This window comes from Mycobacterium sp. WUMAC-067, assembly GCF_020217485.1.
Lineage (GTDB): Bacteria > Actinomycetota > Actinomycetes > Mycobacteriales > Mycobacteriaceae > Mycobacterium.
In genome coordinates, this window is sequence record NZ_JAEKMI010000015.1 from 87,601 (window position 1) to 102,011 (window position 14,411).

Below are 14,411 nucleotides of genomic sequence, written 5' to 3' on the forward strand. Positions count from 1 at the left end.
CCTGGCGTTTCGTCCCGAGCCTGCTCCGCTGGCGGCACCTGGCGGTTTTTAGCGCAGAGCTCCCATCAATTAGCCTCAATAGCTAAGTGGTATCCCCAAAGCGGTAGCCCAAATGCTCGGAAAAGGGAGCAATCGGTGTCCATTGATGTACCCGAGCTCGCCGGCCTAGAACAGGTTCGCGGGCGTTGGCGCAGTGCGGTCGCCGGAGTGCTGGCCAAGAGCACCCGGAAGGACCCCGAGGAGTTGGGGGACGCGCCGGAGCGGCTGCTGGAAACCCCGACGTACGACGGGATCGCGATCCGCGCGCTCTACACCGCCCTCGACGAGCTGCCCGAACCGCCGCTGCCCGGTGAGTGGCCCTACGTGCGGGGCGGCGACGCGCTGCGCGACGTCAAGACCGGCTGGCGGGTCGCCGAGGCGTTCCCGGCCACCCCGGTGCCGGGCGTCGACGCGAAGGACGTCAACTCCGCGGTGCTCGACGCGCTCGGCAACGGAGCCAGCGCCCTGGTGCTGCGGATCGGGGAGTCGGGCGTGGCGCCTGACCAGCTGGCCGACGCGCTGCAGGGTGTCTACCTGAGCATGGCGCCGCTGATCCTCGAGGCCGGCGCCGACTACGCGGCGGCCAGCGACGTGGCGCTGGCGCTGGCCGACGGGGTGGAACCCGACCAGCGCGCCACCGTGTCGATCGACCTGGGCGGTGACCCGCTGACCGCGGCGCACAGCGGCCGGCCTGCGCCGAGGATCGAGGACGTGGTCGCCGTCGCCAAGCGGGCCGCCGAGCACACCGGCGTGCGCGCGATCACCGTCGACGGGCCCGCCTTTCACAATCTGGGCGCCAACGCGACGTGGGAGCTGGCCGCCGGTGTCGCGGCCGCGGTGAGTTACCTGCGGGTGCTCACCGAGGCGGGGATGCCGATCGGCCAGGCGTTGCGGCAGATCAGCTTCCGGTTCGCCGCCGACGACGACCAGTTCATGACGATCGCCAAGTTCCGCGCGGCGCGCAACCTGTGGGCGCGGGTCGCCGAGGTCGTCGGCGAGCCCGATTCCGGCGCGGCCGTCATCCACGCCGAGACCTCGCTGCCGATGATGACCCAGCGCGACCCCTGGGTGAACATGCTGCGCTGCACCCTCGCCGCCTTCGGCGCCGGCGTGGGCGGCGCCGACTCCCTGCTGGTCTTCCCGTTCGACGTGGCGATCGACGGCGGATTCCCGGACATCGCAACAAGTTTCGCGCGCCGCATCGCGCGCAACACCCAGCTACTGCTGCTCGAGGAGTCACACGTGGGCCGCGTGCTGGACCCGGCCGGCGGGTCGTGGTTCGTGGAGGACCTCACCGCCCGGCTGGCCGAGCAGGCCTGGCAGCATTTCCAGGCCATCGAGGCGCACGGCGGATTCACCGATGCCGCCGACTTCATCGCCGGCCAGATCGCCGAGATCGCGGCCCGCCGCAGCGACGACATCGCGCACCGCCGCACGGCGATCACGGGCGTCAATGAATTCCCGAACCTCACCGAACCGCCGCTGCCGCAAAGCGACTCGTCGTATTCGCCGCTCGCCGCCGGCAAGCTGGTGCGTTACGCCGCGGAGTTCGAAGCCCTGCGCGATCGCTCCGACGCCTTCGTGGCCCGCACCGGCTCGCGCCCCCAAGCGTTGTTGCTGCCCCTGGGCCCCTTGGCCGAGAACAACATTCGCGCGACGTTCGCCTCGAACCTGTTGGCCTCCGGGGGCATCGAGGCGGTCAACCCCGGAACCGTCGATGCGGCCGGCGTCGCGGCGGCGGTGGCCGAGGCGGGGACGCCGACGGTGGCGGTCATCTGCGGCACCGACAAGCGCTACGGGGACGAGGCGTCCGGCGTCGTGCAGGCCGCCCGGGACGCCGGAATCTCCCGGGTGTATCTGGCCGGGCCCGAAAAGGCGGTGGCCGACACCGAGCACCAACCGGACCAATTCCTGACCGCGAAAATCAATGCGGTCGAAGCACTGTCGGATCTGCTCACAAGGCTGGGGGCGTAGCTAGCATGACGACCACTGCACCTGCTGTCGGCAGCTTTGCCGAGGTTCCGCTGCACAGCGAACGGACCATCGCGCCGGCGACCGAAGCCGCCGTCGACGAACACGTGGCGGCGGCCGCGGCCGCGCACTGGTACACACCCGATCAGCTGCAATGGCATACGCCGGAAGACATCGACGTCAAACCGGTCTACATCGCCGCCGACCGCGCCGCCGTCGAGGCCGACGGCTATCCGCTGCACAGCTTCCCCGGCGAACCGCCGTTCGTGCGTGGGCCCTACCCGACGATGTATGTCAACCAGCCGTGGACGATTCGGCAGTACGCCGGTTTCTCCACCGCCGCCGAGTCCAACGCCTTCTACCGCCGCAACCTGGCGGCGGGCCAGAAGGGTCTGTCGGTGGCCTTCGACCTGGCCACCCACCGCGGGTATGACTCCGACCACCCGCGCGTGCAGGGTGACGTCGGAATGGCCGGTGTGGCAATCGATTCCATCCTCGACATGCGGCAGCTGTTCGACGGCATCGACCTGTCGACGGTGTCGGTGTCGATGACCATGAACGGCGCGGTGCTGCCGATCCTGGCGCTGTACGTGGTGGCCGCCGAGGAGCAGGGTGTTCCGCCAGAGAAGCTGGCCGGCACCATCCAGAACGACATCCTCAAAGAGTTCATGGTGCGCAACACCTACATCTATCCGCCCAAGCCGTCGATGCGCATCATCTCCGACATCTTCGCCTACACCAGCGCCAAGATGCCCAAGTTCAACTCCATCTCGATCTCCGGCTACCACATCCAGGAGGCCGGTGCCACAGCGGATTTGGAGCTGGCCTACACGCTGGCCGACGGGGTCGACTACATCAAGGCCGGCCTGGACGCCGAGCTGGACATCGACAAGTTCGCTCCGCGGCTGTCCTTCTTCTGGGGCATCGGGATGAACTTCTTCATGGAGGTCGCCAAGCTGCGGGCCGGCCGGCTGTTGTGGAGCGAGCTGGTCAGCCAGTTTGATCCGAAGAGCGCCAAATCGCTGTCGCTGCGCACACATTCGCAGACCTCGGGCTGGTCGCTGACCGCGCAGGACGCCTTCAACAACGTCGCCCGCACCTGCATCGAGGCCATGGCCGCGACCCAGGGGCACACCCAGTCGCTGCACACCAACGCGCTGGACGAGGCGCTGGCGTTGCCCACCGACTTCTCGGCGCGCATCGCCCGCAACACCCAGCTGGTGCTGCAGCAGGAGTCGGGCACCACGCGGCCCATCGACCCGTGGGCGGGCTCGTATTACGTGGAATGGCTGACCCATCAGCTCGCGCAGAAGGCCCGCGCCCACATCGCCGAGGTCACCGAGCACGGCGGCATGGCCCAGGCCATCAGCGACGGGATCCCCAAGCTGCGCATCGAGGAGGCGGCCGCACGCACCCAGGCCCGCATCGACTCCGGGATCCAGCCGGTGATCGGGATCAACAAGTACCAGGTCGAGGAGGACCAGGAGGTCGAGGTCCTCAAGGTCGAGAACAGCCGCGTGCGCGCCGAGCAGCTGGCCAAGCTCAAGGAGCTGCGGGAAAGCCGCGACCAGCAGGCCGTCGACGCGGCGCTCGCCGAGTTGTCGCGCGCCGCGGCGGCGCACGGCCGCGCGGGTGAGGACGGGCTGGGCAACAACCTGCTGGCGCTGGCCATCGACGCGGCCCGCGCCAAGGCCACCGTCGGCGAGATCTCCGACGCGCTGGAGAAGGTGTACGGCCGTCACCAGGCGGAGATCCGCACCATCGCCGGCGTCTACCGCGACGAAGCTGGAAAGGCCGGAAACATGGCCAGCGCAACCGAACTCGTCGAGAAGTTCGCCGAGGCCGACGGCCGCCGCCCCAGGATTCTTGTGGCCAAGATGGGGCAGGACGGCCACGACCGGGGGCAGAAGGTGATCGCGACGGCGTTCGCCGACATCGGCTTCGACGTCGACGTCGGATCGCTGTTCTCCACGCCCGAGGAGGTGGCCCGCCAGGCCGCCGACAACGACGTGCACGTGGTCGGGGTGTCCTCGCTGGCGGCCGGTCACCTCACGCTGGTGCCGGCGCTGCGCGACGCGCTCAAAGAGGTGGGGCGCCCCGACATCATGGTGGTGGTGGGCGGCGTCATCCCGCCCGGCGATTTCGACGAGCTGTACGAGGCCGGGGCCGCCGCCATCTTCCCGCCCGGCACGGTGATCGCCGACGCCGCAATCGGCTTGCTGCACAAGCTCGCCGAGCGGCTGGGTTACGACCTCTAATGATGCGCGCGAGACTGCAACTACCGACAGGGTTACTCGGGAAATGCGTCGCCAGTTGCAGTCTCGCGGTGTGGAAATGAACCCAGAGCAGCTGGCCAAGGCCATCCGCAGTGGCGACCGCGCGGCGCTGCCGCGCGCCATCACCCTGCTGGAGTCCACCCGCAGGGATCACCAGGAGAAGGCGCAGCGGCTGCTGTTGGAGCTGACGCCGGACTCGGGCAACGCGCATCGGGTGGGCATCACCGGGATTCCCGGGGTGGGGAAGTCCACCACCATCGAGGCCCTCGGCATGCACCTGATCGAAATGGGCCATCGCGTGGCGGTGTTGGCCGTCGATCCGTCGTCGACGCGCACCGGCGGCTCGATCCTCGGTGACAAAACCCGGATGTCGCGCCTTGCCATGCACCCGGATGCATACATTCGGCCGTCGCCCACGTCGGGCACCCTGGGCGGGGTGGCCAAGGCCACCCGCGAAGCGTCGGTGCTGCTGGAGGCCGCCGGTTTCGACGTGATCCTGATCGAGACCGTCGGCGTCGGTCAGTCCGAGGTGACCGTGGCCAACATGGTCGACACCTTCGTGTTGCTGACCCTGGCGCGCGGCGGCGACCAGCTGCAGGGCATCAAGAAGGGCGTGCTGGAGCTGGCCGACATCGTCGTGGTGAACAAGGCCGAGGGGAAGCACCTGCCCGAGGCGCGGTCGGCCGCGCGCGAGCTGTCCGGGGCGATCAGGTTGATCTATCCGCGCGAAACGCTATGGCGGCCGCCCGTTCTCACGATGAGCGCCGCGGAGGGAACCGGCCTCGACGAACTGTGGGACACCGTCGAACGTCATCGCACGGTGCTCAGCGAGGCGGGGGAGTTCGAGGCGCGCCGCCGCGGCCAGCTGGTCGACTGGACCTGGCAGATGGTGCGCGACACGGTGTTGGACCGGCTGGCCTCCAACCCGGCGGTGCGCAAGATCCGGGCCGACGTCGAGCGAAAGGTCAAGGCGGGGGAGCTAACTCCGGCCCTGGCGGCCCAGCAAATCTTGACGGCCGCGTCCGGCTAACGGATAGGTAAATATTCGGGGGGTTTCGCTCCTGCCGGGTGTGTAATCCAAGTAAATTCAAAGTGTGACGGTGGATAGCCGAGTCAATCGCCGCGCGGTCCGTGTCCACGATGACCTTGACGCAGGTCACCGTGTGTCCGGCGCGGCGGACTCACACTTCGGGTGCGTCGTTCGTAGCTTTTCCAGCATGTTTCCCGCCCGCCGGTTCGGTGGCGGGGCGTTGGCCGTCTATGTCGACGGCCGGCCCGTCGTGGACGTCTGGACGGGTTTTGCCGACCGGGGTGGCCAGCGGCCGTGGTCGGAGAACACCGCCCCGATGGTGTTCTCCGCGACCAAGGGAATGGCCGCCACCGTCATCCACCGGCTCGCTGACCGGGGGCTGATCGACTACGACGCCCCCGTCGCCGAATACTGGCGCGAGTTCGCGGCCAACGGCAAGGCCGAGATGACCGTGCGCCAGGTGATGCGGCACCAGGCCGGCCTGTCGGGTCTGCGCGGCGCCACCAAGGAAGACCTCCTCGATCACGTGGTGATGGAGGAGCGGCTGGCCGCGGCGGCTCCCGGGCGGCTGCTGGGCAAATCCGCGTACCACGCGCTGACCTTCGGCTGGCTAATGTCCGGCCTGGGTCGGGCGGTGACCGGTAAGGGGATGCGCACGCTGATTCGCGAGGAACTCGCCGAGCCGCTGGGCGTCGACGGCCTGTACCTGGGCCGGCCGCCGGCCGGGTGCCCGACGCGGGTCGCCGAGATCGTCGCGCCGCAGAACCTTTTGGGCAGTTCGCTCGTCAACTACGTCTCCCGCAAGGTCGCCAACGAGCTCTCCGGCGGATTCCGGTCGATCTATTTCCCGGGCATGGTCGCCGCGGTTCAGGGCGATACCCCGCTGCTGGACGCCGAGATCCCGGCGGCCAACGGGGTCGCCACGGCGCGCGGCCTGGCGCGGATGTACGGCGCCATCGCCAACGGTGGCGAGGTGGACGGCATCCGATTCCTCTCCCGCGACCTGACGGCAAGCCTGACGGGGGAGCGCAGCCTGCGGCCGGACCGAAATATCTACGTGCCGTTGGCTTTCCACCTCGGTTATCACAGTCTGCCGATCGGCGGTGTGATGCCCGGCTTCGGTCACGTCGGGATGGGCGGTTCGGTCGGATGGGCCGATCCCGCCTCGGGGGTGGCGTTCGCGTTGGTGCACAACCGCCTGCTGACGCCGCTGGTGATGTCCGACCATGCGGCGTTCGTCGGGATTTATGCGCTGATCCGCAGGGCCGCGGACAAGGCACGCAAACGCGGATTCCGGCCGGTCACCGAGTTCGGGGCGCCGTTCTGCGAGCCTGGGGCCGTCGCCGGCTGACGCCGAAAGGCGCACGAGCCCCCGGACGGTGCGTTCCCGCAATGCAAACGACCGCGTAATTAACGGGGGCGCTTAAATCGACTGGCCGATTCGAATGACGGTGGTCGAAAGCCCCATGTGCAGTTGTTTACGTGCGATGTAGTGTTTGCTGGATGTTTGCTCAGCTCATTCCTGCGAATTGCCGCGGCGTTTCCCGAAAACAATGCCCGCCGGTAATCCTGGCTTCGCGGGTGTGTTGATGACCGGACTGCGATTTTGGTGCCCGGGCGCCGGGCAGCGAGAATCGGTCGGATGAGCGCGAACCCGGCAGTCTCTGGCCCCGACGCAACCGTCAACCCAAAGCGGCGAGGACCGGGGCGCTCGACGCTCGCCCAGGTGTTCGACACCCGAAACAACGCACTGAACGTTTGGCGACTGGTGCTGGCGTCCGGCGTCATCCTGCAACACTCCTGGTTCCTCACCGGCCGCAAGATCTACCCACCGGTGGAACAGCTGCTCACGCAGTTCTGGGTGGACGGATTCTTCGCGATATCGGGGTTCCTCATCACGGCGAGCTGGGTGCGCAATCCGCGGCTTCGCGAATACTTCGTCGCCCGCGTTCTTCGGATTTTTCCGGGCCTGTGGGTCTGCGTGGCCGTGGTGGCTTTCGTCATTGCCCCGCTGGGCGTGGCGATCCCGGGGGGCTCGGCCGCCAAGCTGCTGTTGTCTACCGCGCCGATCGAGTACGTGCTGAACAACGCCGTGTTGAACGTGTATCACACCGGCATCGACGGAACGCCCCGAAACGTCCCCTTCCCGGGCGTGTGGGACGGCGTGCTGTGGACCCTCGTTTTCGAATTCCTCTGCTACATCGCCATCGCTATTGCCGGCGTGGCCGGACTCCTCAAACGCCGCTGGCCCGCTCCGGTGGTGTTCGCACTGTTCTTGGTGGCCGCGGCGCTCGTTTCGTACCCGGTGGGCGCGGTGGAGACGCTCCCGCAGATGATCACGCGGTTCGCCCTCGTCTTCGCCGCCGGCGCGGTCCTACATCAATTCCAGGATTTGATTCCCGCCCGATGGTCACTTGTTGCCGTGAGCGCGGCCATCGTGGTGGTGGCCGGCTTGCTGGTGCCGAACTATCGAGTCCTCGCCGCCCTCCCGCTGGCCTACGCCGTCGTCGTTTCGGGGGCGCTGATCCACAACCAGCGCATGCGTTTACGTACGGACCTGTCCTACGGCGTGTACATCTACGCGTGGCCCATGCAGCAGCTGTTGGTGATCTGCGGGCTGGGCTTCCTGCCTCCCGTCGCGTTCGCCGTGGTCGCCGCCGTCGCGACCCTGCCACTGGCCGCACTGAGCTGGTTCCTGGTGGAAAAGCGCGCGCTTGCGCTCAAGTCCCGCTTCAAGCGCAAAGCGCGTGAATGGGACGGCGTGGTCGCTGACGCACAACCGTCCGCGCACACCGTCACCGGCGACTGAGTCGCGGATTCCGCGCCGCACGACACTCAATCTCACCTTTACCGTGAGATAAAGTCGTCCAGACCAAACGATTAATGCGCGTTGCTGTAGGCACCTCTTGGTCGGCGACGGCGTTGCCGGAAGCGCGTATTTGAACTTTGCCCCGCAAATTGCAAATTCATGCATAATGACCCGTGATCCCGGGGGCCGCATGACGCGCAACTGAAAGTGTGGGCCACCGATGACAGCTCCCCGGACCAGCCAACCCGCCGATCTCCCAGAGTCATCCGCCGGCCAAGCAACCGCCGTCCGTCCGGTTGCGCTGTTCGTGCTGGGAATGGCGAGGTCCGGGACGTCGGCGCTGACCCGGGTCTTGTCGCTGTGCGGCAGCACGCTGCCGGCCGGAATGTGCGGCGCCGACGGCAACAACCCGCGCGGTTATTGGGAGCCACGCGCCGCGATCATGCTCAACGAAACGATCATGCGCCGCCACGGCAGCAACTGGTACGACCCGACGCTTCGCCTGCAGGAGGAGTGCGCGTTCGGCGCCGAAGAGAAGGCGGCCTGCATCGCGGAGATCGCGGCGTATCTGGGCACACTGCCGACGGCGCCGCTGGTGGTCATCAAGGAGCCGAGGATCACGGCGCTGTCCGGCCTCTGGTTCGAGGCGGCGCGCCAGGTCGGCTTCGACATCGCCGCCGTGATTGCGGTGCGCCACCCGCAAGAGGTTGTCGCCTCGGCGGCGAAATACGTGGACACCTCGCCGGAGCTGTCGAGCGCCTTGTGGCTCAAATACAACCTGCTCGCCGAGCGGCACACCCGCGGTATGCCGCGCGTGTTCGTCGACTACGGCAACCTCCTCGACGACTGGAAACGAGAGGTGAAGCGCATTGCCGCCACGCTGGAAATCGATTTGGACGCCGTCGACGAAAGCGCCGTCGAGGAGTTTCTCACCCCCGAACTTCGACGCCAGCGATACGGCGGCCCGGTGGCGGACCATTTCGGCGCGGACTGGATCTCCGCCGTCTATGAGGCACTGCGCGGAGCCGCGCAGGACTTCCCCCTGCACGTAGCGACCCTGGACCGGGTTTTCGAGTCGTATCAGGCGGGCGAGCGTGATTTCCGCATGGCGTTCACGGAATTCCACGCCCGCACCAACAGCTTGGTTCGCCGGGTGTTCAGGCCGTTCATCGTGAAGCGGATCCTCGAGGTCGCCGCGATGGTGCACCGGCGCCGGGGAGCCTGGGCGTAGACAAAAGACTCCAAAGATTAAGTACGCAAAACAGTTTCGTAAAAGCGCCGCCTGGATCGTGTGGTCGGGTTATAGTCCTTAGCGGGCGCAATGATTGATGGTTCTCACCGGGGGGCAGAAGTTGCCGGTCACAAGTCAAGCCTGACTCCGCAAGAGGAGTGCGGTATCGCCTTCTCTTTGCCAAAGTCGTTGAGCAGGCTGTGATTTGGTCTCTGACATCGTGGCACGCGCGACGGTGTCAATTTCGAACGGTTGCTGCGCGTTGATCGCGCGTACACCACCTCGGAAACCCCTGGATATCAACCGAACTCCGAAAGTCGCCCACGTGCGCGACCAGTGAAAGGTTTGGATTCGCGATGAGATTGGCCCGCATCACCAAGCCCGTCGAAAACGCCTTGACTTCCCCCAACCAGGTCGGCTCCGGGAACCGCCCGGTCGCCCTCTTCGTGCTGGGACCGCAACGGTCGGGAACATCGGCGCTCACCCGGGTGCTCTCGCTGTGCGGTGGCACGCTGCCGGCCGCGATGCTGGGCGCCGACGCCAACAATCCGCTCGGGTATTGGGAACCGCGAGCGGCCATCTCGCTCAACGAAACGATCCTGCGCCGTCTCGGGACCAATTGGTACGACCCCTCACTTCGCTTTCTCGATCGAGGTTCGCCCGACAAGGAAAGCAAGGCCTGCATCGCCAAAGTCGCCGAATATCTGTCCACGCTGCCGGCGGCGCCGCTCGTGGTGATCAAAGAACCGAGGATCACGACACTGTCCAACCTGTGGTTCGAGGCGGCGCGCATGGCGGGGTTCGACGTCGCCTCGGTGATCGCGGTACGTCATCCGCAAGAGGTCATTTCGTCGATCGCCAAGGCCTGGCACGTCTCGCCCGCGCTCGCGAGCGCCTTGTGGTTGAAATGCAACATCCTGGCCGAACGAAATTCACGCGGCGTACCGCGGGTTTTCGTCGACTACGCGAACCTCCTCGACGACTGGCGCCGGGAGATGAAGCGCATCTCCGCGGAACTGCCGGTCGAATTGCATGCCCAGGACGAGGACGCCGTTGAGGAGTTCCTCACCCCTGGTCTGCATCGGCAGCGGCACTGCGGCCCGGTGACGGATCTTTTCGGCGCCGATTGGATTTCCACGATCTACGAAGCGCTTCGCGAGGCCGCACAGGACGACCCCATCGACACGTCAACGTTGGACCGCGTTTTCGAGTCCTACCGGGCGAGCGAGCGTGATTTCCGTAAGGCGTACGAGGATTTTCACGGCTTGTCCAACAGCATGCTGTTCCGCGTTTTCCGGCCGGCCATCGCGAGGCCGGTGATGGAGGTCGTCGCACTGGCCCACCGGCACAGGGGGACTTGGGCGTAGCGCCTTTTCGTGCATGTGGCGCGCCCCGCTGCGCCGGCGATCTGCTTGGCAGAATCGTCGGATGCGGCGGTCAGTGCCCGATATGATCGACCGGATGGCGATCTCGGCGAGTGTGCCGATCGCATATTTTCTTCAGCATCCGAACGGAAGGCGTCGATTCGTGTCAGCGTCCGTGCTCATCACCGGTGGGGCGGGATTCATCGGGTCGGCGCTCGCCCGTCGTCTCATCGAGGCCGGATACGACGTCGCCGTGATGGACGTGCTGCATCCACAGGTGCACGGGGGAGATCGGCCGATCGAGCTGCCGGAGTCGGTGCGGTTGTTCACCGGGGACGTCACGCACGCGCCCGACTTCGACGCGGTGCTGCGGTTGTTCCGTCCGTCCCAGGTCGTCCACCTGGCCGCCGAGACGGGCACCGCGCAATCGCTGTCCGAGGCGACGCGGCACGGCTCGGTGAACGTCGTGGGAACCACCCAGCTTCTCGACGCCTTGAGCCGCTCGGGACACGTGCCCGAACAACTCGTCCTGGCGTCATCGAGGGCGGTGTACGGCGAGGGCTCATGGCAGTCCGGCTCGCAGATCTTCTACCCGCGACCCCGCAGCCACGCGCAACTCGTCGCGGGTCTCTGGGATCCGCAAGGCCCCGCGGGTGAAGAGGCGGTGCCGCTGCCGAGCCGCGCCGACCGAACCGAACCCCGGCCCACCAACGTCTACGCCGCGACCAAACTCGCCCAAGAGCACCTGTTGGCCGCGTGGACGTCCGCGCACGACACCAACCTCAGCGTGCTGCGTTTGCAGAACGTCTACGGTCCCGGCCAGTCGCTGACCAATTCGTACACCGGGATCGTCGCCCTCTTCGCGCGGCTGGCGCGCCAGGGGCTTGCGTTGGAGGTATACGAAGACGGCCGCATCGTGCGCGATTTCGTCTACATCGACGCCGTCGTCGATGCCCTCTTCGCGGCGGTCCAGCGCCCGGCAACCCAGCCGCGCTGCCTCGACATCGGGTCCGGCCAGGCCACCACCATCCACGAGTTGGCCAACAAGATCGCCGCCATGTGCGGCGCGCCCGAACCGACCGTCGTCGCGAAATTCCGCGACGGCGATGTACGCGCCGCGAGCTGCGACATCGAGCCGGCGATCAACGAGCTCGGCTGGCGCCCCGCGGGGTCGCTCGATGACGGTTTGCGCGCGCTGCTCGACTGGATCGCCGAACGGCCCGAGGCCGCGTCGAACGAATCCGGCCGTCGCGTCGTGGAACAGGCGGGACAGCGCTAAGAGGTCCGGCCTGGAGCGGCTGGCGGTAGCCGAAGCAGTGCTTTTTTACGCCTATGATGGTTGCTACTCCCCGGTAGGGGCAGGGACGGATCACTCACCGCCAGTCTTTCATTTGAACCAGGGGGCAGCCTTGACCGTGACCGATCGTGACATGCGGTCTCCGTTCCTCGATACCCGATCCGCGTATCTTGACCTGCTGCGACGTAACCTCACCCGGTACGGCAGCGACGAGTTGGTGCCGGTGGGCTGGGACCGTCTGGGGCGCCGTCTCTTCAGCACCCGCAGCCTGATGCTGGTCCGCAAGCGTCCGTTCAACGAGCACGCGCGGAAGTTGGGCCTGGATTGGCCGGCCGACGCACTGACGATGATCGGCATGCAGCGGTTGACCAGCCTGCAGCGCTGCGTGGAGACGGTTCTGACGGAAGACGTCCCCGGTGACCTGGTCGAGTGCGGGGTGTGGCGTGGTGGGGCGTCGATTCTGATGCGCGCCGTGTTGTCCGCCTACGGGGACGAGAAGCGATCCGTGTGGCTATGCGATTCATTCGAAGGGGTGCCGCCACCGGACGCCGCGCACTACGAAGCGGACAAAGGCATCAATTTGCATCGCGCCGCCGGGGTGCTCGCGGTATCCGAAGCGCAGGTCAGGGCCAATTTCGAACACTACGGGCTGCTCGATGACCGCGTTCGTTTCGTTCCGGGGTGGTTCAAGGACACGCTGCAGGGTGCGCCGATCGACCGCATTTCCGTCCTGCGGCTCGATGGTGACCTTTATGAATCGACGATCCAGGCCCTCGATGCCCTCTACCCGCGACTCTCGTCGGGCGGGTATTGCATCATCGACGATTACCACGCCATCGACGCATGTCGGCAGGCCGTAGCGGATTACCGCACGGCTCACGGCGTCACCGCAGAGATCGAGGAAATCGACGGCACCGGCGTGCTGTGGCGCAAGCCGTGACGATCGCGCAAACCGGTCCAGTGGGGATTCGGCGCTATTTAAAGTGATCGGTGCATCACCGTGATGGCGCAACCGAAGGGCTTTGATCCGCGATGAAATGTGTGCTCGCCAGCTATGGAACGCGCGGCGATATCGAGCCTTCCGTGGTTGTCGCCCGTGAACTGCAGCGCAGAGGGCATGACATGGTCATGGCCGTCCCGCCCGACTCGGTGAGCTTCACCGAAGCGGCGGGTCTGACCGCGGTCCCTTACGGGCTGGAATCGCAGGCCTGGCTGGACGTCTACCGCAACTTCTGGACCTCGTTCTTCCGCGGATTCTGGAAGATCCAGGAGATGCGCGGCATGTGGCGCGAGATGTGGGATCTCAGTGACCAGTGCTGGGCGCAGATGAACACCACGCTGATGTCGCTGGCGGACGGCGCCGACCTGCTGTTCGCCGGGCAGAGTTACCAGGAGACCGCCGCCAACGTCGCGGAGTATTACGACCTTCCGCTGGCCACGCTGCATCACGTCCCCATGCGGCCCAACGGCCAGGTCGTTTCGATGCTGCCGCCGCCGCTGGCCCGCTCGGCAATGACGGCGTTCGACTGGTACTGCTGGCGCCTGAACAAAAAGGTCGAGGACACCCAGCGCCGGGAACTCGGGCTGCCGAAGGCGACAGCGCCGTCACCGCGGCGGATCGCCGACCGCGGATCGCTGGAAATCCAGGCCTACGACGAGGCCTGTTTTCCCGGGCTGGCCGACGAATGGGCGAAATGGGACGGCCTGCGACCCTTTGTCGGCACGCTGACGATGGAGCTGACCACCGAGGCCGACGACGACGTGATGTCCTGGATCCACGCGGGGACACCGCCGATCTGCTTCGGATTCGGCAGCATGCCGGTCGAATCTCCGGCCGACACCGTCGACATGATCAGCTCCGCCTGCACGCAGCTGGGCGAGCGGGCGTTGCTCTGCGCCGGCAGGAGCGACTTCAGCGGCGTCCCCCTTCCCGATCACGTCAAGGTGGTGGGCCCGGTGAACTATGCGACGATCTTTCCCGCCTGCCGCGCGGTCGTTCATCACGGCGGCTCGGGAACCACCGCGGCCAGCCTGCGCGCCGGGGTCCCCACGCTGATCCTGTCGATGGACGCCAACCAGACCATCTGGGGCGCTCAGCTCAAACGGCTGAAAGTTGGTACCACACGGCGATTTTCGGCCACCGATCGCAAATCACTAGTGGGGGATCTGAGCCGGATCCTCGCCCCGGATTACGCCCGGCGCGCTCGCGAGATCGCCGCCCGGATGACCAAGCCGGCGGACAGTGTCATCAAGGCCGCCGACGTCGTGGAGCAGTTCGTCAGCTCGCGGAGTCGCGCCTGATCGTCCGGCCGGCTCATGGCAGTTGTACTGGGGAAACGGCCAAATCCGGTGGCCTTTCGGCGTACGCAGGCAACCGGTACGACTTCTCGCTTT

Annotated in this window: 9 protein-coding genes and 1 pseudogene; all 10 read left to right on the plus strand. The window is 66.7% G+C overall.

Annotated features, from left to right (window positions below; genetic code table 11):
* Nucleotides 1-135: 135 nt before the first annotated feature.
* The 10 genes and pseudogenes from mutA (at nucleotide 136) to JF781_RS13230 (ending at nucleotide 14,318) form a co-directional block, all read left to right on the plus strand.
* A complete protein-coding gene (gene mutA, locus JF781_RS13185) occupies nucleotides 136-2,013 on the plus strand; it encodes a methylmalonyl-CoA mutase small subunit (RefSeq protein ID WP_225327558.1) in 1,878 nt (625 codons plus the stop codon).
* A gap of 5 nt (nucleotides 2,014-2,018) precedes the next feature.
* On the plus strand, nucleotides 2,019-4,268 hold the full coding sequence (gene scpA / locus JF781_RS13190; RefSeq protein WP_225327559.1) for a methylmalonyl-CoA mutase: 2,250 nt from the start codon (nucleotides 2,019-2,021) through the stop codon (nucleotides 4,266-4,268).
* A gap of 76 nt (nucleotides 4,269-4,344) precedes the next feature.
* Nucleotides 4,345-5,327 (plus strand): annotated as a pseudogene (gene meaB, locus JF781_RS13195) (methylmalonyl Co-A mutase-associated GTPase MeaB).
* 53 nt (nucleotides 5,328-5,380) lie between these two features.
* Nucleotides 5,381-6,667 carry a serine hydrolase domain-containing protein gene (locus tag JF781_RS13200; protein WP_225327560.1) on the plus strand — a complete coding sequence of 429 codons (1,287 nt, stop codon included), beginning with the start codon at nucleotides 5,381-5,383 and terminating at the stop codon, nucleotides 6,665-6,667.
* 291 nt (nucleotides 6,668-6,958) lie between these two features.
* Entirely contained in the window at nucleotides 6,959-8,125 is a 1,167-nt protein-coding gene (locus tag JF781_RS13205) for an acyltransferase (RefSeq protein WP_255641815.1), read from the plus strand.
* 316 nt (nucleotides 8,126-8,441) lie between these two features.
* Nucleotides 8,442-9,356 (plus strand): sulfotransferase family protein, encoded by a 915-nt coding sequence (locus JF781_RS13210; protein ID WP_225327599.1) that lies wholly within the window; start codon nucleotides 8,442-8,444, stop codon nucleotides 9,354-9,356.
* A 356-nt stretch (nucleotides 9,357-9,712) separates the two neighbouring features.
* Nucleotides 9,713-10,723 (plus strand): sulfotransferase family protein, encoded by a 1,011-nt coding sequence (locus tag JF781_RS13215; protein ID WP_225327562.1) that lies wholly within the window; start codon nucleotides 9,713-9,715, stop codon nucleotides 10,721-10,723.
* A gap of 172 nt (nucleotides 10,724-10,895) precedes the next feature.
* A complete protein-coding gene (locus JF781_RS13220) occupies nucleotides 10,896-11,999 on the plus strand; it encodes an NAD-dependent epimerase/dehydratase family protein (protein WP_225327600.1) in 1,104 nt (367 codons plus the stop codon).
* A 151-nt stretch (nucleotides 12,000-12,150) separates the two neighbouring features.
* Nucleotides 12,151-12,957: a TylF/MycF/NovP-related O-methyltransferase gene (locus JF781_RS13225; protein WP_225327601.1), complete on the plus strand. Its 807-nt coding sequence runs from the start codon at nucleotides 12,151-12,153 to the stop codon at nucleotides 12,955-12,957.
* Nucleotides 12,958-13,049: 92 nt separating this feature from the next.
* Complete coding sequence (locus JF781_RS13230; RefSeq protein ID WP_225327563.1) at nucleotides 13,050-14,318, plus strand: glycosyltransferase; 1,269 nt, start codon at nucleotides 13,050-13,052, stop codon at nucleotides 14,316-14,318.
* The last annotated feature ends 93 nt before the right edge of the window (nucleotides 14,319-14,411 follow it).